Below are 23,622 nucleotides of genomic sequence, written 5' to 3' on the forward strand. Positions count from 1 at the left end.
CAGCAGCACCCGCTCAGGCGTGCTGACGAATGGCTTTCGCCATGGTGCTCACGATCTGTTCAATCTGCGCATCGGTCACGATGTAGGGCGGGCAGACCACCAGGTTGTCCCCCGCCGGGCGAATCCACACGCCGTCCTGGAAACAGCTTCGGAAAATTTCAAACGCCCGCTTGCCCGGTGCTGATGCGTTGGGAGCCAACTCCACGGCACCAGCCAACCCCAGACTGCGAATACCTGCCACACCAGGCAAGCCTTTGAGGGTACTGTGAAGCGCATCGCCCAGCACGCGGCCTTGCTGGCCGGCGCGGGCAAACAGATCTTCCTGCGCCATCAGCTCCAACGTGGCCAAAGCCGCCGCGCAAGCCACCGGATGACCCGAGTAGGTGTAGCCGTGGAAGAACTCGATGGCGTGCTCTGGGGCCTGCGTGTTCATCATGGCCTCGTAGATGAAGTCGCGACAAATCACCCCACCCAGAGGAATCACGCCGTTGGTCACGGCTTTGGCAAAGTTGAGCATGTCGGGCACCACACCGTAAAAGTCCGATGCAAACGGTGTACCCAAACGGCCAAAACCGGTAATGACCTCATCAAAGATCAGCAAGATGCCGTGCTTGTCGCAAATCTGGCGCAGACGCTGCAGATAACCCTTGGGCGGGATGTACCAGCCCGCGCTGCCGGCAATGGGCTCGACGATGATCGCAGCCACATTGCTTGGGTCATGCAGTGGCAGGATGCGTTGTTCAAGTTCGAGCAAGGGGTCTTCAGCCCACACGGGCTCTTCGCCGTGGATGTAAGCGTGGTTGACTGGGTCGTGGATGAAGCGCATGTGGTCAACGCGCGGCAGCAACTGTGCCCCAAAGGCCTTGCGGTTAGCGGGCAGGCCACCCACGCTCATGCCGCCAAAGTTGACGCCGTGGTAGCCCTTTTCGCGGCCAATGAAAACGGTACGATGCCCCTCGCCGCGTGCGCGGTGGTAAGCCAGCGCCAGCTTGAGCGAAGTGTCCGCCGCTTCAGACCCGGAGTTGCAGAACAGCACCTTGTTCAGGTCACCCGGCGCCAGCTGTGCGATTTTTTGGGCCGCCAGAAAAGCCTTGTCGTTGCCGGCCTGGAACGCGGTGGCGTAGTCCAGGGTGTCCAACTGCTTTTTGATGGCTTCGTTGATGGGCTTGCGGTTGTGACCCGCGCCCACGCACCAAAGGCTGGAAATGCCGTCGATCACCTGACGACCATCGTGGGTGGTGAAGTGCATGCCGTCTGCACCCACGAAAATGCGTGGGTCGTGCTGAAACTGACGGTTGGGCGTGAAGGGCAACCAATGGTTGTCCATGGGCAAAGCGGTCTGGGTCATGACATCTTCCGACGAAATAGACAAGAGCTGCAGTGTACGACCGCCAACAGTCCCTTCTCTACAATAGCGCTGATATGAACCCGACCTACATCCTCACCCTCTCTTGCCCGGACCGTACGGGCATCGTGCATGCCGTCTCTGGTTTCTTGCTGGAGCGCGGCGGCAACATCGAGGAAGCGGCCCAATACAACGACCACGACACCGGCCTGTTTTTCATGCGCGTGCAGTTTGCCTGCGCCGTCAGCGCTGCGGATCTGAATGCTCAACTGACAGCTTTTGCCGAGCCCTTTGCCATGAAGTGGGAGCTGCACACCAGCGAGCAACCCATGCGCTCCATCATCATGGTGAGCAAGGAAGGCCATTGCCTGAACGACTTGCTGTTTCGCGTCAAGAGCGGCCTGCTGCCGCTGGAGGTGCGCGCCATCATCAGCAACCACCGCGACTTCTATCAGCTCGCGGCCAGCTACAACATTCCGTTTCACCACATTCCCCTGACCGCTGCCACCAAGGCCCAGGCCGAGGCCAAGCAGATGGAAATCATCGAAGCCGAAGGGGCAGAGCTGGTGGTGCTGGCGCGTTACATGCAAATCCTGAGCGATGATTTGTGCCGCAAGCTTTCGGGCAAAGCCATCAACATTCACCACAGCTTCCTGCCCAGTTTCAAAGGCGCCAAACCCTACTACCAGGCACACGACCGTGGCGTCAAACTGATTGGTGCCACTGCGCACTACGTGACTGCGGATCTGGACGAAGGCCCGATCATTGAGCAGGACGTGGCCCGAGCCGACCACAGCAAAACCGTGGAAGACCTCACCGCCATGGGCCGCGACACCGAAAGCCAGGTGCTGGCCCGTGCCGTCAAGTGGCATAGTGAGCACCGCGTGCTGCTCAACGGGCACAAAACGGTGATCTTCAAGTAATTGACTTTGCGGGACGGAAACAGACCATGAGCCTACGCATCCCGCCTATTCAATGCTTGCTGACATTCGAGGCGCTAGCACGCCTTCGCAGCGTGACCCAGGCGGCTGACGAGCTGTGCGTGACGCCCAGCGCTGTGAGTCACCGCGTCAAGCAGCTTGAGCAAATGATCGGTACCAAGCTTTTTGGGCGGGCCGATTTTTCACTCACGACCGAAGGCATCGAATACCTCGCCCATGTGCGCGAAGGCCTGGTCTCCTTGCAACGCTTTCCGAGCGCCAACGCCAACCCAGGGCGACGCAAACTGCGCGTGGCCGTGACGCCGACCTTCGCACGCTCGCTGCTCATGCCGCGCCTGCGCCACTTTCACGAGGCCTACCCGGAAATCGACATCACCCTGCAGGTGAGCATTCCCCTGCTCGACGTGGTGGCCGAAGACGCCGACCTGACGATTCGCTTTGGCACCGGCCGCTATGCCGATGTGGAACACGTGTGCCTGATCAAGGACGAGGTCACCCCGCTGGCTTCGCCCGCCTGGGTGCGCGAAAACGGCCCCTTTGACGCCCCTGAGGACCTGGAAGGCGAGACCTTGCTGCGCAGCCCATTGGAGCCCTGGCGAACCTGGTTTGCTGCGCACGATCTTGATTGGCCTGAGCCCACTGAAGGTTCATCTTTTAACGACATTGGCTTGATGTGCGATGCCGCCGCCCAAGGCTTGGGCGTTGGACTGGTGCGGTTGAAACTGGCTACCCCCTGGCTGGAGAGTGGTCAGCTGGTGCGCCTGTTCGATCGCAATGTGCCCAGCCCCCACGCTCACTACCTGTGCTGGCGCACGGGCACGATGGAGCGCTGGGAGTGCGCGACTTTTGCCGAGTGGCTCAAAAGCGCACTGGCCTGATACAGGAGCGACCGCTCCTACTTTCACAACATCTTTCAACATTCTTCAATGCACAAAATGTGCTGACGGGCGTACATTAGGGCCCATGAACAGCCCGATCCCATTTGACGCCGCCCAAGCCGCCGAACAAACGTCCACACGTGCTGCATTGCAGCAGCAAGTCGTGCGGGCGTTACTCGCTGTTTTGCCTCAAGACGCCGTGCTCTACACGCCAGAAGACACGACACCCTACGAGTGCGACGGCCTGACCGCCTACCGCCAGCGCCCCTTGGCCGTGTGCCTGCCCGAAAGCGAGCAAGAAGTGCAAGCTGTACTGCGAGCCTGCAAGCAGCTGCAGGTGCCTGTGGTGGCGCGTGGCGCGGGCACCGGTCTGTCTGGCGGCGCAATGCCCCATGAAATGGGGGTCACGCTTTCGATGGCCCGCTTCAACAAGATCGTGAGCGTGGATGCGCGCAGTCGGACAGCTGTGGTGCAGTGCGGCGTGCGCAACCTGGCCATCAGCGAGGCGGCTGCGCCCTATGGCCTGTATTACGCTCCTGACCCCTCCAGCCAGATCGCCTGCACGATTGGTGGCAACGTGGCCGAGAACTCAGGCGGCGTGCATTGCCTCAAATATGGCCTGACGGTGCACAACGTGCTCAAGGTGCGTGGCTTCACCATCGATGGCGACCCGGTCGAGTTCGGCAGCGAGGCGCTGGACACCGCGGGCTACGACCTGCTGGCCGTGCTGATCGGCAGCGAAGGCATGCTGGCTGTAACCACCGAAGTCACCGTCAAGCTGGTACCCAAGCCGCAGCTGGCGCGTTGCATCATGGCCAGCTTTGACGATGTACGCAAAGCCGGTGACGCCGTGGCCGCAGTGATTGCCGCCGGCATCATCCCCGCCGGGCTGGAGATGATGGACGGCCCCATGACTGTGGCGGTGGAAGATTTTGTCCACGCCGATTACGACCTCAGCGCCGCCGCTATTCTTTTGTGCGAGAGCGACGGCACACCCGAAGAGGTAGAAGAAGAAATTGGACGCATGAGCGATGTGCTGCGTGCTGCCGGCGCCACCGCCATCACGGTCAGCCGCGACGAAGCCCAGCGCATGAAATTCTGGAGCGGGCGCAAAAACGCATTCCCTGCATCGGGCCGCATCAGCCCCGACTACATGTGCATGGACTCGACCATTCCGCGCAAGCGCCTGGCCGACATCCTGCAAGCCATTTCCGAAATGGAAAAAAAATACGCGCTGCGTTGCCTCAACGTCTTCCATGCGGGCGATGGCAATCTGCACCCACTGATTTTGTTCGATGCCAACGACCCCGACCAGCTGCACCGCTGCGAACAATTTGGCGCCGAGATCCTGGAAACCAGCGTGGCCATGGGCGGAACCGTCACAGGCGAGCACGGCGTAGGCATCGAGAAGGTCAACAGCATGTGCGTGCAGTTTTCAGCCGAAGAAAACGAGCAGATGTTTGGCGTCAAACGCGCGTTCGATCCATTGGGCTTGCTCAACCCCGGCAAGGTGATTCCCACCCTTCACCGCTGCGCGGAATACGGCAAGATGCTGGTGCGCGCCGGACAGATCAAGCACCCGGATTTGCCGCGTTTTTGAAAGCCTTTAGTGCGCGTACGTGCGGCCACCAAAAATGGCCGTTCCCACTCGCACCATCGTGCTGCCGGCGGCAATGGCCGCTTCCAGATCGGCTGTCATGCCCATGGACAGCGTGTCCCATTGCGGCGGATTGAGCTCTGTGCGCACCTGCTCAAACAAAGCCGTGGCCCGTTGATGCAGGGCCACTTGGGCCTCAAACCCTTCGACCGGATCGGGAATGGTCATGAGCCCGCGCAACACCAATCGCGGCAAAGCCATCACCTCGCGGGCCAGCACCAGCACCTCGTCTGGGCGCACACCCGACTTGGTTTCACCTCCGTCGGTGTTGACTTGCAGGCACACCTGCAGCGGCGCCATATCGTCCGGCCGCTGGTCTGACAGGCGCTGTGCAATCTTGGACCGGTCCACGCTGTGCACCCAGTCAAAGTGTTCAGCCACCAAACGGGTCTTGTTGCTCTGGATCGGGCCGATGCAATGCCACTGCAAAGGCAAGTCACGCAAAGCCGCGATTTTGTCCACACCTTCCTGGATGTAGTTCTCGCCGAAAGCGGTTTGTCCAGCCGCATGGGCTGCACGTACGTCTTCGGCCGGGAAGGTTTTGGAGACCGCCAGCAGGCGCACCAACTCGGGTGTGCGTCCTGCCGCTGCGCAAGCGCTGCGGATGCGGGCACGGACTGTTTCAAGGTTTTGGACAATGGACATGTCGCCAAGGGTACCAAAGCTGGTCGCACAAGTACTGCATATCTTCGCAGCTCCTGCTAAATTTCAGTTTTCTTCAATCTGCATCAAGACAAGCCATGAGCTCCATCAACGCCAAAACCTACGAAGCCTGCCCCGCCCGCAAAGTTGCCTTTCTGGGCCTGGGCGTCATGGGCTACCCCATGGCCGGCCACCTGGCCCGCGCCGGCCATCAGGTCACTGTGTACAACCGCAGTCCGGCCAAAGCACAAGCCTGGCTGGCCGACTGCCCCGGCAACAGCAGCGCGCCCACCCCGCGCGAAGCCGCAGCGGGCGCCGACATTGTGTTTGCCTGCGTGGGCAACGATGCCGACCTGCGCAGCGTGGTGCTGGGCCCGGACGGTGCGTTTGCGGGCATGAAACCGGGCGCCGTGTTTGTGGATCACACCACGGCCTCGGCGGCTGTGGCCCGTGAACTCAATGCCATCGCGCTGGAAAAAGGCTTGCAATTCATCGACGCCCCCGTCTCCGGCGGTCAGGCCGGCGCCGAGAACGGGATGCTGACCGTGATGTGCGGTGGCAACGCTGCCAGCTTTGAGCAGGTCAAGCCCGTGGGCATGGCGTTCTCCCGTGCGTTCACCCTGATTGGCGAGTCCGGGGCTGGTCAGCTGGCCAAGATGGTCAACCAGATCTGTATTGCCGGGCTGATGCAAGGCCTGTCCGAAGCCGTGGCCTTTGGGCAGCAGGCCGGACTGGACATGAAGCTGGTGCTGGAGGTAATTGGCAAAGGTGCCGCGCAGAGCTGGCAGATGGACAACCGCGGCAAGACCATGGTGGACGACCAGTTCAACTTCGGCTTTGCCGTGGACTGGATGCGCAAGGACCTGGGCCTGGTGCTGGACGAAGCCAAGCGCAATGGCGCCCGCCTGCCCGTGACGGCGCTGGTGGACCAGTTCTACGCCGATGTACAAAAGCTGGGCGGTGGCCGCTGGGACACCTCCAGCTTGATCAAGCGCCTGCGCTAAATCCCGCTCGGCGCCTGATCGCCGTCACGCTCAGTTCTTTTTGGCGGGCGTGGCGGTGGTGCCGCTCAGGCGTTGCAACTCCTGCTCGGAGATTTCCTCAAAAATGCGGACCACTTTGGTCACACCACCAATGCCGCGAGCGATGTCAGTGGCGCGCTTGGCTTCGCGGGCTGTGACGCGGCCCATCAGATACACCTGACCGCGCTCGGTCACGACCTTGATGGCGTTCGATTGCAAGTCCTTGGCATCCAGGAAGGCGGCCTTGACCTGACCGGTGATCACGGTGTCTTTGGCACGCTGGGTCAGGCTGCTGGGAGGAATCACGGCCAGATCGTTAACCACTGAATTCACATTGTCCTGGCTGACGGCCAATTTTTCGGCGCGTTCCTTTTCCGCCTGACTGGCCACCTCGCCGCTGAGCAGCACCTGGCGGTTGTAACTGGTCACATTGGCATGAATACGGTTGCCAATGCTCTGGCGCAGTGCACTGGCCACTTTGAGCTCAATGCCCTCATCTTCCACTTGCGAGCCGGTGGTGCGTCGATCGGTTGCTGACAAGCCGCCAACCACGGCGCCACCAACCACCAGCGGTGCACAAGCCGAGAGACTACCGGCCACTGCAGCCACCAGCACACCACGCATCACCCAAGTTTTGACATCACGCTTCATTCGTCATTCTCCTGTTCGCCCAGCAACTGGACGTCGATTGCATCACATAAACAGTGCAAGACCAAGCATTGCACCTCTCGCACGCGGGTCAATGGCTCTTGCGCCACCGCCACGTGAACATCCGTTTCGGCCAGCATCTTGGCCCATGCCGCACTGACGGGTCCGGTGACAGCCACCACACTGATATCACGCTCATGGGCTGACTGCACCCATGCCGTCAAGACCTGTGTGTCCATACCGTCACTGATCAGTACCAGCACATCACCAGCATGGCCCATGGCCTGCAGCTGCCTGTCCAGCTCGCCTTGCGGCGCGGCCAGATGAATGGCGGGCAGAGGCGGACGTTCACGCTCCAGGCCATTGATCAGCAGCTCAACCAGATATGGCGCCAGCCACGCCCCACCGCCCGTACCAGCCACCAACACCTTACCTCCACCGGTCAAGCCGGTCACCAAAGCTTGCGCAGCTGCATCCACCTGTTTGGCCAACGGTTCGGCCGTTTGGTAGAGCCCATCGGCGCTGTCAATGATGTGTTGCTGGATATGTTGGTCGGACATGAGGCGAAATCATACCGCCAGCCGCCTGACCGGTCAGTGACCAAGGCTACAAACAGGCTTGGTCAGGCAGCGTCAAAAGCACCAGGCAGCCACTGCAGTTGGTCGCCATCGAGCGCCACGACGTCAAAACGGGTGGCCGGCAAACGGGGCCAGCGCAGCAGGTAATGTTGCGCTGCACGCACAATGCGTCGCTGCTTGGTGAAAGCCACGCTGGCCGCTGCGCCACCATGCCCCGCACGGCTGCGCTGGCGAACTTCGACAAAAACCACTGTGCCATCACTTTGCTGCATGATGAGATCAATTTCGCCCCCGCCCCGGCCAGGCGTCCGATAATTGCGCACCAGCAGCCGCAGGCCCTGCTTTTGTAAATAAGCGAGCGCCTGTGCCTCTGCGGCATCGCCCCGTGCTTTGGTGGTCGGTTTTGTTTCGTTTTGTTGCCTGAGGAATTGCATTGATCCCCTCTCCCTTGAATGCCGGTCAGTCGTTGCTGGTGCAAGCGGCCGAAGAAGCCGCCAGCGGGCAAAGCCATCCGGCCAGCACACTGTACGTGGTTGCCACCCCAATTGGCAACCTGGCCGACATCGGCTTGCGCGCTTTGTACCTGTTGGCCAAGGCCGACACCCTGGCCTGCGAGGACACCCGCCACACCCAACAATTGCTTCGCTCTTATGGGCTGGAGCGGCCCACCGCCGCACTGCTGGCCGTGCACCAGCACAACGAGGCACAAGCCGCACAGCAAGTGCTCGAACGCCTGGCCCATGGTGAGCGCGTGGCCTATGTGAGCGATGCAGGCACCCCCGCCATCAGCGACCCCGGTGCTCGGCTGGTCGCCGCCGTACGCGCTGCGGGCTACCGCGTGATGCCCTTGCCCGGCGCCAGCAGCGTGACCACCTTGCTCAGCGCCAGCGGCATGACGGGTGAAGGCGGTTTTGTGTTCCAGGGCTTTTTGCCCAACAAAGCCACCGAACGCGAGCGCGCCGTGCAAGCGCTGGCGCAAGAGCATCGCGCCGTGGTTTTGCTGGAAGCGCCGCACCGCATTGAAGCCACGGGCAAAGCGCTGGCCGCGCTGGGCTCGCGCATGATCACGGTTGGCCGCGAGTTGACCAAGCAGTTTGAGCAAATCCACACCATGACCGCTCAAGACCTGCACGCCTGGCTGTGCGAACGCCCGGAACATCAACGCGGTGAATTTGCCCTGGTGGTGCACGAACGCACCGAAGACAACGCCTCCAGCGGTGAGGGCGATCGGGTGCTGCAATTGCTGTTGCCTGAACTGCCGCTGAAAACCGCCGTTCGTCTGGCTGCGGAAATTTCAGGCGAGTCCAAAAACGCGCTCTACGAACGCGCCCTGGAACTCAAAAACACATAGGCGCTGTCAGCGTTTGAGCAAGCCCAGGACCAATACGGTCCCCACCACCAAGGCTGCGCCCAACAACTGCATGGGCGCAATCGCCTGACCCAGCAGCGCCCAGGCCAGCGCCAATGAAAAAATGGGCTCCACATTCATGATGGGCGAATTACCCACCACCCCCAACTTGGGCAGCACGGTGAACATGATGGTGAAAGCCGTTCCGTACAAGAATGTGAGCATGCCCAACCCCACCCAACCAGTGGCATCCACTGGCAACTGCCAGCCCAGGCCCAGACTGGCCGCTGCGCTGGCCCACACCGCCACCTGCCCCATGGTGGTGAAGGTGCGCAAGCGACCATCCAGATCGCCTGCCTCGTATTGCGTGAGCACCATGGCCAGACCAAACGTGGCCGAAGCCCCCAAGGCAAAAGCCACACCCAAACCTATCTGGCTCCACTGCGCGGCGACGCCCAAGCCGGAAGCTGCACCGAGCACATCCAGCGCCAAGGCCAAACCCAGCAACATGACGGGCATGGCCAACACCACGCGCCGCTCCGGGCGGTGCGCGTACAGCACCCGCGCCCAAAGCGCTGCCGCCATGGGGTAGGTGTTGAACACCAGCAAGGCCAGCGCCACCGGCAAACGCGCCACCGAGGAATACAGGCACACGCTTTGCACAGCAATCAGCGCGCCAATCAAAGGCAAATACCGTTGATGCCGAGCGTTCAAGCGCCAGGACACGCCCTGTTGCCACAAGATCAGCAAGACCACCAATGCCGTGACACCACTGCGAAAACTCACCGCCGTGACCACATTGACGCCGTGATTGAAAGCAAAGCGTGCCGCGACGTGGTTGGCCCCCATCATGAAAGCGATCAAGAGCAAAGTGGCAAAACCCGTCAGGGTCAAACGTGCGGGGGCATTCATGGCTTCATTGTGCGGGGTACAGGCCCAAAGTCCTGGCATGCAGGCGACTCAAACCCAGCAAGGCGTCGGTAAACGGCGTGCTCACACCCGTCATCTGCCCCAGTTCGCGCACCGCACTGACCAGGGCATCGAGCTCCACCGGTTTTCCGGACTGGACATCCTGGAGCATCGAGGTTTTGAAGGCGCCCAATTTGCGCGTCACGGCATGCCGATCTTCCGGTTCCTGCGCAATCGGAATGCCGATGCACTCACCAATCGCTTTGGCTTCCAGCATGACTCTGGACATGAAGCCGCGCACCATGTCGTCATCCAGCACGCTGTCAGCTGTGGCACCTGTGATGGCGCTGACCGGGTTCATGGTCATATTGCCCCACAGCTTGTACCAAATGTCTTTCTGGATTTGAGAGGACAAGGTGGCATTGAAGCCCACGCGTTGCAGCAAAGCATGCAGCGCCTGAACACGCGGCGTGGCTTGTCCAGAAGGCTCACCCACAATCAGACCATCGCCAAAGTGGTGCCGAATGACACCGGGCGCATCGACCGAACAACTGGCATGCACCACACAGCCGATGATGTGCCTCGCAGGCAAGGCACGTGAAATGGCGCCCTGTGGATCCACCGTTTGCAACGAACGTCCTTGCACGGGTCCGCCAAAGCCCTGCAAAAACCACCAGGGTACGCCATTCATGGCCGTCATCACCACTGTTTCAGGGCCGATAAGCGGCGCCACTTGCGGGGCGACTGCAGCCAAGGCCGGCGCTTTGACCGAGATGACCACCAGGTCCTGCACACCCAGATCTGCCGCGTCGTTTGACGCCTGCACAGACACAGAGTGCAACTGACCACCTTGGTTCAATTGCAGGCCACGTTGTTGCAACGCTTGCAAGGTATTGCCCCGCGCCAGCACACTGAGCTGCACACCCGCTTTGGCAAGGTGCACACCCAGCCAACCACCAATGGCGCCTGCGCCGACGATGGCGACTTTCCCGAACCCGATCGCGCTCACGCACGCCATCCTTGATCGATGCGATCGACTTGGCGAACCAAGGCTTCAAACACATCGTTGCCCGCACCGTGGTTGGGGTTGAACTGCAGCGCATCACGCGTGCACTTGGCGGCAATGTCGGCAGGCACCGGGATCGGTGTGCCCATGCTCTGCGTGGCCAGCTGGATCTCGCAGGCGCGCTGCAGCGTCCACAAGATCGCAAAGGTTTGCGGCAATGTTTGCCCCCAGGACAACAGACCATGGTTGCACAGGATCACTGCAGGTTTGCGGCCGATGCTCTGCAGTACACGCGGGCCTTCCTCGGCATGCACGGTGATGCCTTCAAACGTGTGGTACGCCACCATGTCATGCAACTGCGCAGAGTAAAAATTGCTTTGTGACAGCCCACCCTCCAGACTGGCGACCGACACGCCCGCCGTGGTGTGGGTGTGCATGACGCAATGCGCGCCCTCAATGCCGCCGTGAATCGTGCTGTGCAGCACATAGCCCGCCGGGTTGACAGGGTAAGGTGAATCATCAAGCTTGTCACCCGCGAGGTTGATCTTGATGAGATTGCTGGCGGTGACCTCGCTGTAATGCAGGCCGAAGGGGTTGATCAGGAAATGTTTCTCGCCACCAGTCACGGTGTCGGGCAGGCGCAGCGTGATGTGGTTGTAGATCATCTCGGTCCAGCCGAGCATGGCAAACACGCGGTAGCAGGCGGCCAATTGCAAACGCGCCTTCCACTCGTCAGGATGCACGCGGGCCTGCAGCGAAGGCACAACGGGTTGAGGTGTGGGGAACATGGTGTGTCTCCTGCAATTTAGTAGGTGGCGCCTTTTTGAGGGGCGGTGTTCGGTACGTTGGCTTTGAAGCGCGCCGCCAACGCAGTGGTCTGGCGCATCAGGATCTGGGTGTCCAGGCCCACGGCCACAAACGTGGCACCCAGCGCCAGATAGCGCTTGGCCAACGCTTCGTCAGCGGTCAGGATGCCGGGCGCCTTGCCGGCCTTCAGGATGCGGGCGATAGCCCCCTCGATAGCGGCTTGCACCTCGGGATGCGCAGCATTGCCCACATGGCCCATGGAAGCGGACAAATCTGCGGGGCCAATGAATACCCCATCCACGCCAGGCGTGGCGGCAATCGCGTCCAGGTTGTTCAGGCCCTGCAGCGACTCCACCTGCACAATCAGGCACACCTCTTCATTGGCCCGCTTGTAATAATCGGCGTAATGACCCCAGCGCGAGGCACGGGCGCCGGCCATGCCGCGCACGCCGCCATGGCCATCGTCTTGCGGATAACGCATGGCCTGCACCAGTTGAGCCGCTTGCTCGGGCGTATCCACCATGGGCACCAGAATGTTTTGTGCACCCAAGTCCAGGTACTGCTTGATGAGTGCAGTGTCACCCACCGGCACACGGGCTACCGCGTGGCTACCGGGATAGGCTGCCAGCGTCTTGAGTTGCCCGAGGATGCTGCCCAGGTCGTTAGGCGCATGTTCACCGTCGATCACCAGCCAGTCGAAACCAGCGAGGGCGCAGATTTCGGCGGTGTAGTCGTTGGCCAGGCCCATCCACAGCCCGATTTGCGGGCGACGCTCAAGCAGGGCTTGCTTGAAAAGGTTTGTCGGGGTTTGCATGTTGAGCCTCTCAAACAAAACGGAATTGCAGCTTGCCGAGCGGGCCGTAGTCGGCATCGAACACATCGCCCACCTTGGCGGGTGCGGGCTTGGTGAAGGAACCGGCCAGCACAATCTCACCGGCCTGCAGATGCTCGCCCCAGGGCGCGAGCTTGTTGGCCAACCACGCAATGCCCACCGCCGGATGCCCTTGCACGCCCGCCGCCAGCCCGGTTTCTTCGACCACACCGTTTTGGCGCAGGATGGCGCCGCACCAGGGCAAGTCGGTGGTCAGCGGGTCCACGCGCTTGGCGCCGAGCACGATACCCGCGTTGGCGGCGTTGTCGCTGATGGTGTCGTACACCTTGCGCATCACTTTGGTGTGGCGGTCGAACTGCTCGATGCGCGCATCGATGATCTCGATCGCAGGCGTGACGTATTCCGTGGCATCCAGTACCTGCTCCACCGTCACGTTGGGGCCGCGCAGTTCCTTCTTGAGGATGAAGGCCAGCTCGACCTCGACACGCGGGGCGATGAAATTCTGATGCGGAATGTCCAGCACCTGACCGGGTGTGCAGGTGTACAGCATGTCGTCCAGCAGGGTGCCGTAGTCGGGCTCATCGATCTGGCTGGACACCTGCATGGCGCGGCTGGTGAGGCCGATCTTGTGGCCGATCATGGTGCGGCCTTCGGCGAACTTGATCTGCATCCAGGCGCGGTTGATGCGGTAGCCGTCTTCGATGGTCATGCCCGGGTAGCGCTTGGAGAAGTGCTCGATCTGCACACGGGATTTTTCAGACTGGTTCAGCTCGTGCGCGAGCTGCTGGATCAATGCGTCATCAAACATGGTCATTTCCGAAACAGGGGATGAATGTTGCTGTGCTTGGCGTCAAATACTTCAGGCCCGACATCGATCTGCAGCGTGATGCCGATGTGGCGCTGTGCCATGACGGGCGCGAAAAAGGCTTTGGCCACTTCAAGCAATGTTTGCCCGGCGCGTTGCTGTGTGGCTTCGGTGCGGCCACGGCCCATGCGCAGGTTCAGATAGACAAAGGCGTAATCGCCCGTGCCCCCGGCTTCGCGCCCTGCTGCGCCGCCATCTGCCACCGCGTAGTGCGGCGCGGGGTAGGCCAGCACACGGGTGCCGCCGGTCGGAAAGACCTGTTTGCCTTCTTCGTCCTGGACGGTGAGCATGGCGTCCGCCATCTGGCGGCACAAGGTGGTCATGTTCACTTCAGCGTCGAGCTGGCCGGTGTAGAGGATCACGAGATGGGGCATACTTTCCTCTCCGAATCACAAACGGGTGCTGATGGCTGTGTAGCCTTCGGCGCTGCTGGCCACGGGCATGGGCACTTGCGCGCCGTCTTGCGGCGTCACTTCAAAGATGGCGTTGAGCTGGCCGGTGCCGCTGGCGCCAAAGTACGGCGTGACGATCTCTGCGCCGCCGTCGTAACCGGTCCAACCCAGCGCGCCCATCAGCATGGCGGTGTCGTGCATGAAGCCTTCGCCGTGGCCCTTGCTGGCGTATTCGGGCAGCATGTCGCAAAAGGCTTTCCACTCGCGCTTCGCCCACATTTGCAAAACCTGTTTGTCAAGCTGCTCCAGAAATGGGCTCCAGATTTTGTGCGCGAACTCGGGGGCCAAACCGTTTTGTGCAAAGCGGTGGCTGAGTGAGCCGCTGGCCAGAAACGCGACCTTGCCGTCGTAATGCTTTTCCACCGCTTGCCGGAAGGCCCAGCCCAGGCGGGCGCTGTCGCTGAGGTAATGCACCATGCACAGGGCCGAGACCGAGACCACCTTGAAATGCTGGTCTTCGTTCATGTAGCGCAGCGGCACCAGCGTGCCGTACTCGGGGTCGAGCGTGGTGTTGTCGTGCGCCAGCGTTTCCACGCCGTGTTCGTTGGCCACTTTCGCGAGTAGGTGACCCAGTTCAGGGTTACCCGGCGACTCAAACGCCATGTGGTGGATGAAGTGCGGCAGCTCGTTGCTGGTGTAGTTGCCCTTGAAGTGCGGCGCACAGTTGATGTGGTAGTTCGCATTGACCAGCCAGTGCGTGTCGAACACCACCAGCGTGTCCACGCCCATGGCGCGGCAACGGCGGCTGATCTCTTTATGGCCGTCGATGGCGCTTTGGCGTGTGCCAAAACGCGGCCCGGGAATCTCGCTCAGGTACATGCTGGGCACGTGGGTGATTTTGGCGGCAAGCGCTAACTGGCCCATGATCAGACTCCCCAGTGCGGGATGTGGTGGCTGCCCATACTGACCGCCACGTTCTTGGGTTCGCAGAAGACTTCGTAGCTCCAGGTGCCGCCTTCGCGGCCGGTGCCGCTGGCCTTGGTGCCGCCAAAGGGTTGGCGCAGGTCGCGCACGTTCTGGCTGTTGACGAAACACATGCCAGCCTCGATAGCGGCGGCCACGCGGTGGGCCTTGCCCAGGTTTTCGGTCCAGACATAACTGGACAGGCCGTAGTCGATGTCGTTGGCTTTCTGGATGGCGTCAGCCTCGTCCTTGAACGGGATCAGGCAAGCCACGGGGCCGAAGATTTCTTCTTGGGCGATGCGCATGCGGTTGTCGACATCGGCAAAGACCGTGGGCCAGACGAAGTTGCCGTTTTGCACATGCGTGGGCAGGTCGGCTGCATATGACGGCTTGTCGAGACCACCGCACAGCATCGTCGCGCCTTCCTTGGGGCCGAGTTCGATGTAGCTGCGCACCTTGGCCAGGTGGGCTTTGGAGATCATCGGGCCGACGATGGTTTTCTCGTCGAGTGGATCACCCACGGTGATGCGCTTGGCACGCTCGGCAAATTTGGCAGCAAAGTCGGCATAGATGCTTTGCTGCACGAGGATACGGCTGCCTGCGGTGCAGCGCTCGCCGTTGTTGCTGAAGATCATGAACACGGCCGCATCGAGGGCGCGGTCCAGGTCGGCGTCTTCAAAAATCACAAACGGGCTCTTGCCGCCCAGCTCCATGCTGAACTTTTTCAGCCCCGCGCTTTGCACGATGCGGTTGCCGGTGACGGTGGAGCCGGTGAAGGAAATCGCCCGCACATCGCGGTGCGAGACCAGCGGCTCGCCTGCTTCCTTGCCGTAGCCGTGCACGATGTTGAGCACACCCGCAGGCACGCCCGCCTCGAGCGCTAGCTCGCCCAGGCGTGCGGCCGTGAGGGGCGAGAGCTCGCTCATCTTGAGCACGGCGGTGTTGCCAAAGGCCAGGCAGGGCGCGACCTTCCAGGTGGCCGTCATGAAAGGCACGTTCCACGGGCTGATGAGCGCGCACACGCCCACGGGGTGGAACAGCGTGTAGTTCAGGTGCGTGGGCGTCGGGTAGGTGTGACCGTCCACGCGGGTGCACATCTCGGCAAAGTAATGGAAGTTGTCTGCCGCGCGCGGCACCAGCTGCTTGCCGGTCTGGCTGATGGTCTGGCCGCAGTCCTTGGTCTCGGTTTCCGCAATTTCAGGCACGTGTTTCGTGATCAGCTCGCCCAATTTGCGCATGACCTTGGCGCGCTCTGTGGCAGGTGTGGCGGCCCATTTCGGGAACGCTTCTTTGGCTGCAGCCACGGCAGCATTGACCTCCGCCACGCCGCCTGAGGCCACTTCGGCCAGCACTTCTTGCGTGGCAGGGTTGATGGTCTCGAAGTAGTCGCTGCCTGCGACGCTTTTGCCGTTGATCAGGTGGTCGATTTTCATGGTCAAGCTTTCACAATGGTGTTGGTCAAGGCGCCGATGCCTTCGATTTCGGTGACGATCACGTCGCCCGGCTGGCAGTCCACAATGCCGTCGGGCGTGCCGGTCAGGATCAGGTCGCCAGGGTTCAGCGTCATGAAGCTGCTGAAGTACTCGATCAGCGTGGGCACATCAAAAATCATGTCGGCCGTGCTGCCGGTTTGTGTGACCTTGCCGTTCACGGTGGTTTGCAGCTTGAGCGCCATCGGATCGGGCACATCGGCCGCGTCCACCAGCCAGGGGCCAATCGGCGTGCAGGTGTCGCGGTTTTTCACGCGCAGGTTGGGGCGGTACCAGTTTTCCAGGTAGTCGCGGATGGCGTAGTCGTTGGCCACGGTGTAGCCCGCGATGTAGTCATACGCATCGGTCTTCTTCACGTGGCGTGCGGTGCGGCCCATCACCACGGCCAGTTCGCACTCGTAGTGCATGTACTGCACATCGGGTGGGCGTTTGGTGAAGGCTTGGTGGCCGATCAGCGAGGCCTGGCTTTTCATGAAGGCCAGTGGCTCTTCGGGCGCCTTGAAAGCGAGTTCCTTGGCGTGGTCGGCATAGTTCAGACCCAGCGCGATCACGGTGCGTGCTTGCGGGGTAGGTGCCAGCGGCGGCAACCAGACGACTTCGTCGAAGGCGACACAACGACCGGCGTGCGGGCCTTGCATCAACAACAGTTGGCTGTCGGATTCGACAGCGTCGTGAATGGCGCCAGACCAGGCGATGCGAGCGTGTTTCATGCCAGGCCTTTCACGTTGGTGGTCACCGCGCTGAAACCAGGGGCAGAAATCTCAACCCGGTCACCGGCCTTGGCTCGCGGGCGTGTGCCATCACTCAGGCAATTGGTGCCCACCATCAGCACGTCAGCGGGCTGCAGCGTCATGAAGTCGCCCACATCGGCCAGCAGCTGCGGGATGCCGCGCATCAGCTCACTCAAATTCACCTGCTGCACCAACTCGCCATTGCGACGCACCGCGATCTGCAGTGCGCTCCAGTCCTGCAGGCGACCAGGGCTGACGTGCGGCGGCAACGCCAGAAAGCCGTCGCGAGTACGGTACTTGACGGGTGGGCGGTAGTAGCTGGTGTGCGGCACGGTCCAGTCATTCATCAGCACCGCACCCACCACCTGCGCCTGCGCACCGATGACCAGGCCCAGCGTGGCGCCGATGTCGACCTCGCTCACGCCGTCCTGCAACAGCAAGTCCTGTCCGGCGGGGCAGAAGGTGTTGGCGGTCTTCACATACAGCACGGGGGCTTTGGGCGCGGCCTTGTGCGGGTCTTGCGTCATGCGTGCAGACCACAAGTCCCACTCGCGGCGAAAGTTAAGCAAGGTGCCGTACACCGTGCCTTGGGGTAACCAGGGGGTCATCGTTCTTCTTCCTCGACCAGTTCTTCTGGCGTTTCGATTTCGGGCGCTTCCAGTGCAATCACTTCGTCCAGCAGGGCGTACAGCTGGCCCAGTTTGGTTTTGCCCAGGTGCTGCTCCATCCAGGCGTAGTGCGCCTCGATGGTTTGAGACAGCGCCTGCACTTTGTCGAGCCCCAGAGCGGTGGCACGCACCACCGTGCGACGTGCATCCTGCGGGCACTTGTCCCGAACGATCAAGCCATCGCGCTCCATACGAGTGAGTACACCAGTCAAGCTAGGGCCCAACAGGTAAGCTTCACGCGCCACGCGGCCGGTTTCAATGCCTGCAGGGTCATCGGCATGCTCGCCCAGAACGCGCAGCACGCGCCACTGCTGGTCGGACAGGCCGTGTTCGCGCAGCCCGGGGCGGGTATGCGCCATGACGGCTTCGCGCGCTTGCAGCAGCAGGCGCGGCAGGTTGCGGTGGACAAAAGGAATAGGTTTGTTCATTTATTTAACATATTAAATGTTTTTGCAAACCGACCATATAGTGGGAACCCTTGGGTACGTTCAGAAATGAAAAAAGGCGCCGAAGCGCCTTTTGTTGGGGTGCGAAGCGATCAGTAACCGCCGCCGTAGCCACCGCCGCCTTCGCGACGACCGCCACCATTACCACGGGGGCCTGCGCCGTAGGGGCTGCGGAAACCGCCGCCACCGTTGTCGCCACCGTAGCCGCCACCGCCTTCACGACGGCCGCCACCAAAGCCACCACCACCGTAGCCACCGCCGCCTTCGCGACGACCGCCACCGAAGCCACCGCCACCGCTGCGGGGGGGACGGGGTTCCATCGGACGGGCTTCGTTGACCACGATGTTGCGGCCACCCAGGGCCTGGCCATGCATGCCTTCGATGGCAGCTTGGGCTTCAGCATCGCTGCCCATCTCGACAAAGCCGAAACCTTTGGAACGGCCAGTGTCGCGCTCCATCATGACCTTGGCGCTGGTCACAGCACCGAAGGCGGAGAAAGCTTGCTCCAGATCGCCATCACGCACGGAATAGGGCAGGTTGCCCACGTACAGTTTGTTGCCCATTAATGGGACTCCTCAAAACAAAAACACAAGCGATGGAGTTTCCGAAAGCGCATCTAATCCGAGAAAACCCGATGGGAAGCGAAACTGACCTGTTCACCGCAAACACACCCGGCCCAAGGGGGCCAAGCTTGAGCATTATGCGCGAGATTCGTGAATTTTCAACAGGGGGCAATCCCGCAAGCCGCATGAACAGCGGCCTGTGGGCTTTTCCCCACTGTTTTACCAGCTCACTTCGCGGTCAGGAGTGGCACTGATCTTGTGCACGGTCAGGTCAGCACCGTCATATTCCTCTTCCGGGCTGAGCTTCAAACCAAAGACGGCCTTGATCGTGCCGTACACCACGATACCCCCCACGACAGCCCAGACCACGGCCATGGCGGTGCCGATCAGCTGCGCCGTCACATTTACGCCGCCAAGGCCGCCCAATGCCGAGCTGCCAAAGATACCGGCTGCAATGCCGCCCCAGGTTCCGCACAGGCCATGAAGGGGCCAAACGCCCAGCACATCGTCGATCTTCCACTTGTTTTGGGTCAAGGTGAACATGCCCACAAACAAAGCGCCCGCCATGGCGCCGACCACCAGCGCGCCCATAGGGTGCATCAGGTCTGAACCCGCACACACCGCCACCAACCCGGCGAGGGGGCCGTTGTGCACAAAACCAGGGTCGTTTTTACCCAGCACCAGCGCGGCCAGCGTACCGCCGACCATGGCCATCAGGGAATTGACCGCGACCAGGCCGGACATTTTGTCCAGGGTCTGGGCACTCATCACATTGAAGCCGAACCAGCCCACGATCAGGATCCAGGCACCCAACGCCAAAAACGGAATGTTCGAAGGCGGGTGGGCCGACATGGCACCGTCCTTGCGGTAACGGTTGTAGCGGGCGCCCAACAGCAGCACGGCCGGCAACGCAATCCAGCCCCCCACCGCATGCACCACCACAGAGCCTGCAAAGTCGTGGAACTCATCGCCCGTGAGGGCCTTGATCCAGGCTTGCACACCGAAATGCTGGTTCCAGGCGATGCCTTCAAAGAAGGGGTACACAAAACCCACGACACAGGCCGTGGCCAGCAACTGGGGCCAGAACTTGGCGCGCTCGGCAATACCGCCAGAGATGATGGCGGGAATGGCTGCGGCAAAGGTCAGCAAAAAGAAGAACTTGACCAGGTCGTAACCATTTTTGGCAGCCAGTTGTTCAGCACCCACAAAAAAGTGCGTACCGTACGCCACGCCATAGCCCACCATGAAATACACCACGGTGGACACCGAAAAATCCACCAGGATTTTGACCAAGGCATTGACCTGGTTCTTTTTGCGAACCGTGCCCAGCTCCAGAAAGGCAAAGCCCGCGTGCATGGCCAGCACCATGATGCCACCCAGCAAAATAAAGAGCGCATCCGCGCCCTGTTTCAGTGCATCCATTGTCATCCTTTGGATAAATTGATCGTAATTGGTGCAAAACACCGGTTTCAAGCGAATTTGCACCAAATACATGCAATATTCATGCCCCAAATCATGCAAGCACCATACAGGTACATGGCGAGGGCTTTACCCCATGCAGTCAATCAAGGATGATGGCGGCATGAATCCATCGCGACGACAACTTTGCCTGCTGCCCTTGGGTGCGAGCTTGCTTTGCCTACCGGCATGGGGCAGCGACTCGGTGGATGAAGGCATCGACTTTGAGGTCCTGGCCACTCCCCAGGCCACGCGCAGCGGCACCCGGGTAGAAGTGATCGAATTCTTTCGCTACGGCTGCCCTTTCTGTGACAGGCTCGAGCCTGTGCTCAAGCGCTGGGCGCAGGAGCGGGAGAAAGACTTTGTGCTGCGCAAAGTCCCGGTGTCCTTCCAAAGTACCACCCATCAACAGCTGCATCTGACCCTGGTGCACCTGCAGCAAGAGACACGACTGGCCCCCCACATTTATGACGCCATCCATCGCCACGCCCGCGCCCTGGACAGCCTGGAAGACATCGTGGATTGGCTGAGTGGGCATCATGTGGATGCCTCCCGCTTCACACAGGCCTGGCAATCCTCTGCTGTCGCTCAGGCACTGACCCAGGCCAACGCCGAGGTCCAAGCCTATGGCGTGAAATTCGTGCCTCAATTTGGCGTCAATGGCCGCTACCTGACTTCGCCCGCCATGGTGGGAGGCAACAACGCTCGCGCCCTGCAAGTGGTGGAAGCACTGGTTCAGCGCGAACAGGCCAAAAACAAGGGCTGAAGCGCAAAACCGGTATTTACGCTTCACATTTGAAGCGTGAAACTCTAAAATGCGCTTCATGTACCTCTGGCAATCCTCAAAATGGCCTGAATTTCAGGTGGACCTGGTCGCACTGCAGCCCACGCTGGCCGCTGCGCGTTATGCGCAGGGCAGGGCCATGGGCCTGGCCAGCCAGCTGCAACTGATGGACCTGGGCGACCTGCAACTCCAAGGCTGGGCCGACGAAGCCATCGCCACGGCGCAGATCGAGGGGGAACTCCTGCAGGTCAATTCCGTTCGCGCCTCCGCAGCGAGGCGTCTGGGGCTGGCGGATGCCAAGACCGCCGAACGCGATGCCCGCACCGAAGCCACGCTCGACGTGCTGCAAGCCGCCATCGGGCAAAGCCAGCAGCCTCTGAGCCACGACATGCTGCATGGCTGGCATGCGGCCCTCTTCCGCACCGGCGCCTACCGCGACCATGCCGAGCCGATGCAGATCGTCACGCCCCGGCTGGGCAAGCCCGATGTGGTGCATTACCAAGCCCCCAGCTCGGTCGATGTGCCTGCGCACATGACGCAGTTGATCGACTGGTTCAACCACAGCCAAGGCAAAACGGATGGGCTGGTCCGCGCCGCCATCGCTCACCTTTGGTTTGAAGCAGTTCACCCGTTTGAAGACGGCAACGGCCGCGTGGGCCGCGCCTTGAGCGAAATGGCCTTGGCGCAAGACCTGAAAACCGACCAACGACTGTGGAGCCTGTCGCAACAGATGTGGCTCGACAGAGCGGGCTATTACGCCCAACTGCAAGCTGCCACCGGCCAAGCCAACATGGATGTGACGCCCTGGGTGCAATGGTTTGTGGGCTGTGTGCACAAAGCGGCTGACGCTACCTGGGAGCACATGCAAGCGGCCACGCGCAAAACCCGCTTCTGGGCTGCGCTGCGCGAGCAACACCCGCAACTCACGCCCACGCAAACCAAGGCGATCAACAAACTCTACGACGCTGGCCCCGAAGGTTTTTCGGGCGGTATGAGCACCGAGAAATACGTGAACCTGTGCGGCGTCTCACGCGCCACGGCTTACCGCGAACTCACGGCGCTGTGCGAGATGGGGGCGCTGGTGCAGACGGGGGTGGGGCGGGGGACGCGGTATCACCTCGCTCTATCAGAGGCCTCATAAAACTGCTGAGCTCTGTAAATCTCACTTGGCGGTAGTCGTATCGCGCTGTGCTTCGTAAAGCATGCCCAAGGTGAAAGGTACAGGCATTTGACTCTTCACACTTTCGGCATTAAGAGCTTCACGAATCATTTCACCACGTGAGATATACCCTGCGCCGCCCTTGATGACCGTGCCGTCCGCGAAAGTCGCACTCAAACGGTAGCTTGCCTCGCTATCGGTTGCCCATTGAAACTTTATCGACTGACCCAGCTTCATATTCTGAGCGATTAGCCCATGGTGGTCGCCTATACCTCGATAGTCGATATCCAGCCGTTCAATGGGCTGACTTCCAGAGTTTTTCACCTCAATAGCCGCAACCGGTTGTAGCCAACCAACCATACTTGCCGACAAAGCACCCACAATAAATGCCAGGGTCGAGAGTAAACTTTTCTGCGCATTCATACCTGCCCTCCGCACCATCGATCAACTTCGCGTAAGACTTCGGCATCGAGCAATGAGAATACCTCTTGGTACTCCAAATCACCCGTGTCAAATTCCGCCCCATCCACAACTATGACTTGAGCGCCAAGTGCTTGTAGATGTTGCTCCAATTCGTTGGAGGCAGTCATTCTTCTTCTCCCTTCCCAACTCAGCGGCTTACTCAAGAGAACATGCATTGGAATTTTCTGGCTAATTACATGCTCAGCCGTAAATTTGATCATCCCGGCGCTTGATTTCCCCCCAGAGCAAGCGACCAATAAAACACTGCCCGCGCCATCAAGGATTGCTCGCAGTCTTTCGCGGTCAAAGTCCGAACCATCCAAACCCGTCACGTAGGAGTCAATGGCTGCAATCTGGAAATCTTGATGGCCATTATTCCTCTGCTCTTTAAGCTGATACCCCTGAATCAAGTGTTTCGCCGGAGTACCAAGCCCCAGGATGAGGTGATAGGGTTTTGCGGCCGTGCATGTGTCATCACAGGCATTTACAGCCAGTCCTATGCCCATAGACAAATTCAAAGCCTGGCCATGATAGCGGTCATCCACATCCACGATGACACGCTTGATGTAGTCTTGCGCACCGGCATTTCGAAGCGCCTCCAAACAATGGAGGAAGGCGTTTTCTGGGAAATGACCCAGGACAAAACCAAAGTGCGTCATGCACAGTGACTCGCAGCGTTCGGAATCTGCCGCAATGATGATCTGCTGCGTTGCGCTAGGTTCGCTGTCCCAGCGTTCTGTCTTGGTGGTGGTAATGACCAATGGTTTTTCATCACCATGCACGATCACTCTGAATTGACGCCCTTCATGCATGCGTGCACAGCTTCGGAAATGCTCACGGTCCAAGCCATAGGCGATAAGCACGGCATTCATTAACGTGAAGCCATCCATGTCGTATGTGCAGGCGATGGCATCCGTGTTAACAGGTTCGTAGCAGGCGTGGGGAACGGGACGAATTAGGACCTCCATTGATCTCTCCTGGGCAAGTACATTGGTCACACCAGCATGGTCTATAGTTGTTGAAAATTA

27 protein-coding genes are annotated in these 23,622 nt (G+C 60.7%); 7 read left to right on the forward strand and 20 right to left on the reverse strand.

The features are described from left to right. Positions 1–13: 13 nt before the first annotated feature. Positions 14–1,348 carry an aminotransferase class III-fold pyridoxal phosphate-dependent enzyme gene (locus AAFM15_RS05560; protein WP_341685715.1) on the reverse strand — a complete coding sequence of 445 codons (1,335 nt, stop codon included), beginning with the start codon at positions 1,346–1,348 and terminating at the stop codon, positions 14–16. Positions 1,349–1,422: 74 nt separating this feature from the next. Here AAFM15_RS05560 and purU point away from each other — a divergent pair, with 74 nt between their 5' ends. The 3 genes from purU to AAFM15_RS05575 all read left to right on the forward strand — a co-directional run bounded on the left by purU (position 1,423) and on the right by AAFM15_RS05575 (position 4,764). Beyond that, positions 1,423–2,268, forward strand: coding sequence for a formyltetrahydrofolate deformylase (gene purU, locus AAFM15_RS05565; protein ID WP_341685716.1), 846 nt, complete (start codon positions 1,423–1,425; stop codon positions 2,266–2,268). 26 nt (positions 2,269–2,294) lie between these two features. Next, the gene (locus AAFM15_RS05570; protein ID WP_341685717.1) at positions 2,295–3,164 is read left to right on the forward strand and encodes a LysR substrate-binding domain-containing protein; all 870 of its coding nucleotides are present in this window, start codon (positions 2,295–2,297) and stop codon (positions 3,162–3,164) included. Positions 3,165–3,249: 85 nt separating this feature from the next. Further along, positions 3,250–4,764, forward strand: coding sequence for an FAD-linked oxidase C-terminal domain-containing protein (locus AAFM15_RS05575; RefSeq protein ID WP_341685718.1), 1,515 nt, complete (start codon positions 3,250–3,252; stop codon positions 4,762–4,764). A 6-nt stretch (positions 4,765–4,770) separates the two neighbouring features. Here AAFM15_RS05575 and AAFM15_RS05580 read toward each other — a convergent pair whose 3' ends face one another. Further along, a complete protein-coding gene (locus AAFM15_RS05580; RefSeq protein ID WP_341685719.1) occupies positions 4,771–5,466 on the reverse strand; it encodes a YggS family pyridoxal phosphate-dependent enzyme in 696 nt (231 codons plus the stop codon). 95 nt (positions 5,467–5,561) lie between these two features. Between AAFM15_RS05580 and AAFM15_RS05585 the strand changes: the two genes are divergently transcribed. Then, the gene (locus tag AAFM15_RS05585; RefSeq protein ID WP_341685720.1) at positions 5,562–6,467 is read left to right on the forward strand and encodes an NAD(P)-dependent oxidoreductase; all 906 of its coding nucleotides are present in this window, start codon (positions 5,562–5,564) and stop codon (positions 6,465–6,467) included. A 30-nt stretch (positions 6,468–6,497) separates the two neighbouring features. Here AAFM15_RS05585 and AAFM15_RS05590 read toward each other — a convergent pair whose 3' ends face one another. The 3 genes from AAFM15_RS05590 to AAFM15_RS05600 all read right to left on the reverse strand — a co-directional run bounded on the left by AAFM15_RS05590 (position 6,498) and on the right by AAFM15_RS05600 (position 8,145). After that, positions 6,498–7,136 carry a BON domain-containing protein gene (locus AAFM15_RS05590; protein WP_341685721.1) on the reverse strand — a complete coding sequence of 213 codons (639 nt, stop codon included), beginning with the start codon at positions 7,134–7,136 and terminating at the stop codon, positions 6,498–6,500. Then, complete coding sequence (locus AAFM15_RS05595) at positions 7,133–7,693, reverse strand: SIS domain-containing protein (protein WP_341685722.1); 561 nt, start codon at positions 7,691–7,693, stop codon at positions 7,133–7,135. The genes AAFM15_RS05590 and AAFM15_RS05595 overlap by 4 nt, the downstream gene beginning before the upstream one ends. Before the next feature lie 62 nt (positions 7,694–7,755). Beyond that, complete coding sequence (locus tag AAFM15_RS05600; protein ID WP_341685723.1) at positions 7,756–8,145, reverse strand: YraN family protein; 390 nt, start codon at positions 8,143–8,145, stop codon at positions 7,756–7,758. Here AAFM15_RS05600 and rsmI point away from each other — a divergent pair. Then, positions 8,145–9,062 (forward strand): 16S rRNA (cytidine(1402)-2'-O)-methyltransferase, encoded by a 918-nt coding sequence (gene rsmI, locus AAFM15_RS05605; protein ID WP_371833086.1) that lies wholly within the window; start codon positions 8,145–8,147, stop codon positions 9,060–9,062. The genes AAFM15_RS05600 and rsmI overlap by 1 nt on opposite strands. A gap of 6 nt (positions 9,063–9,068) precedes the next feature. On the opposite strand, the gene AAFM15_RS05610 is transcribed toward rsmI, so the two are convergent. From AAFM15_RS05610 to AAFM15_RS05670, 13 genes are all read right to left on the reverse strand, one after another. Next, positions 9,069–9,971, reverse strand: coding sequence for a DMT family transporter (locus AAFM15_RS05610; RefSeq protein ID WP_341685724.1), 903 nt, complete (start codon positions 9,969–9,971; stop codon positions 9,069–9,071). A 4-nt stretch (positions 9,972–9,975) separates the two neighbouring features. Beyond that, on the reverse strand, positions 9,976–10,977 hold the full coding sequence (locus AAFM15_RS05615; RefSeq protein WP_341685725.1) for a 2-dehydropantoate 2-reductase: 1,002 nt from the start codon (positions 10,975–10,977) through the stop codon (positions 9,976–9,978). After that, positions 10,974–11,762, reverse strand: a complete 789-nt coding sequence (locus tag AAFM15_RS05620) for a class II aldolase/adducin family protein (RefSeq protein WP_341685726.1) — start codon at positions 11,760–11,762, stop codon at positions 10,974–10,976. Before AAFM15_RS05620 ends, AAFM15_RS05615 begins: the two co-directional genes overlap by 4 nt. Before the next feature lie 17 nt (positions 11,763–11,779). Further along, positions 11,780–12,595: an HpcH/HpaI aldolase/citrate lyase family protein gene (locus AAFM15_RS05625; protein ID WP_341685727.1), complete on the reverse strand. Its 816-nt coding sequence runs from the start codon at positions 12,593–12,595 to the stop codon at positions 11,780–11,782. Positions 12,596–12,605: 10 nt separating this feature from the next. After that, entirely contained in the window at positions 12,606–13,421 is an 816-nt protein-coding gene (hpaH, locus tag AAFM15_RS05630) for a 2-oxo-hept-4-ene-1,7-dioate hydratase (RefSeq protein ID WP_341685728.1), read from the reverse strand. Between the two features lie 2 nt (positions 13,422–13,423). Next, positions 13,424–13,852: a 5-carboxymethyl-2-hydroxymuconate isomerase gene (locus AAFM15_RS05635; protein ID WP_341685729.1), complete on the reverse strand. Its 429-nt coding sequence runs from the start codon at positions 13,850–13,852 to the stop codon at positions 13,424–13,426. A gap of 15 nt (positions 13,853–13,867) precedes the next feature. Further along, on the reverse strand, positions 13,868–14,794 hold the full coding sequence (gene hpaD / locus AAFM15_RS05640) for a 3,4-dihydroxyphenylacetate 2,3-dioxygenase (protein WP_341685730.1): 927 nt from the start codon (positions 14,792–14,794) through the stop codon (positions 13,868–13,870). A gap of 2 nt (positions 14,795–14,796) precedes the next feature. After that, a complete protein-coding gene (gene hpaE / locus AAFM15_RS05645; RefSeq protein WP_341685731.1) occupies positions 14,797–16,266 on the reverse strand; it encodes a 5-carboxymethyl-2-hydroxymuconate semialdehyde dehydrogenase in 1,470 nt (489 codons plus the stop codon). A gap of 2 nt (positions 16,267–16,268) precedes the next feature. Then, positions 16,269–17,033, reverse strand: coding sequence for a fumarylacetoacetate hydrolase family protein (locus tag AAFM15_RS05650; protein ID WP_341685732.1), 765 nt, complete (start codon positions 17,031–17,033; stop codon positions 16,269–16,271). After that, positions 17,030–17,662 (reverse strand): fumarylacetoacetate hydrolase family protein, encoded by a 633-nt coding sequence (locus AAFM15_RS05655; RefSeq protein ID WP_341685733.1) that lies wholly within the window; start codon positions 17,660–17,662, stop codon positions 17,030–17,032. Before AAFM15_RS05655 ends, AAFM15_RS05650 begins: the two co-directional genes overlap by 4 nt. Next, positions 17,659–18,150: a homoprotocatechuate degradation operon regulator HpaR gene (hpaR, locus tag AAFM15_RS05660; protein WP_341685734.1), complete on the reverse strand. Its 492-nt coding sequence runs from the start codon at positions 18,148–18,150 to the stop codon at positions 17,659–17,661. Before hpaR ends, AAFM15_RS05655 begins: the two co-directional genes overlap by 4 nt. Positions 18,151–18,260: 110 nt before the next feature. Beyond that, the gene (locus AAFM15_RS05665; RefSeq protein ID WP_341685735.1) at positions 18,261–18,731 is read right to left on the reverse strand and encodes an RNA-binding protein; all 471 of its coding nucleotides are present in this window, start codon (positions 18,729–18,731) and stop codon (positions 18,261–18,263) included. 219 nt (positions 18,732–18,950) lie between these two features. Beyond that, positions 18,951–20,153: an ammonium transporter gene (locus AAFM15_RS05670; protein ID WP_341685736.1), complete on the reverse strand. Its 1,203-nt coding sequence runs from the start codon at positions 20,151–20,153 to the stop codon at positions 18,951–18,953. Positions 20,154–20,286: 133 nt separating this feature from the next. Between AAFM15_RS05670 and AAFM15_RS05675 the strand changes: the two genes are divergently transcribed. Beyond that, complete coding sequence (locus AAFM15_RS05675; RefSeq protein ID WP_341685737.1) at positions 20,287–20,955, forward strand: thiol:disulfide interchange protein DsbA/DsbL; 669 nt, start codon at positions 20,287–20,289, stop codon at positions 20,953–20,955. A 58-nt stretch (positions 20,956–21,013) separates the two neighbouring features. Continuing rightward, positions 21,014–22,114, forward strand: coding sequence for a Fic family protein (locus tag AAFM15_RS05680; protein ID WP_341685738.1), 1,101 nt, complete (start codon positions 21,014–21,016; stop codon positions 22,112–22,114). A 21-nt stretch (positions 22,115–22,135) separates the two neighbouring features. Here the strand turns inward: AAFM15_RS05680 and AAFM15_RS05685 are convergent, their stop codons facing one another. Beyond that, a complete protein-coding gene (locus tag AAFM15_RS05685) occupies positions 22,136–22,555 on the reverse strand; it encodes a hypothetical protein (protein ID WP_341685739.1) in 420 nt (139 codons plus the stop codon). Continuing rightward, a complete protein-coding gene (locus tag AAFM15_RS05690; protein ID WP_341685740.1) occupies positions 22,552–23,562 on the reverse strand; it encodes a hypothetical protein in 1,011 nt (336 codons plus the stop codon). Before AAFM15_RS05690 ends, AAFM15_RS05685 begins: the two co-directional genes overlap by 4 nt. Positions 23,563–23,622 lie beyond the last annotated feature (60 nt).

The organism is Limnohabitans sp., assembly GCF_038134685.1.
In the GTDB taxonomy this organism is placed as follows: Bacteria; Pseudomonadota; Gammaproteobacteria; order Burkholderiales; family Burkholderiaceae_C; genus Limnohabitans_A.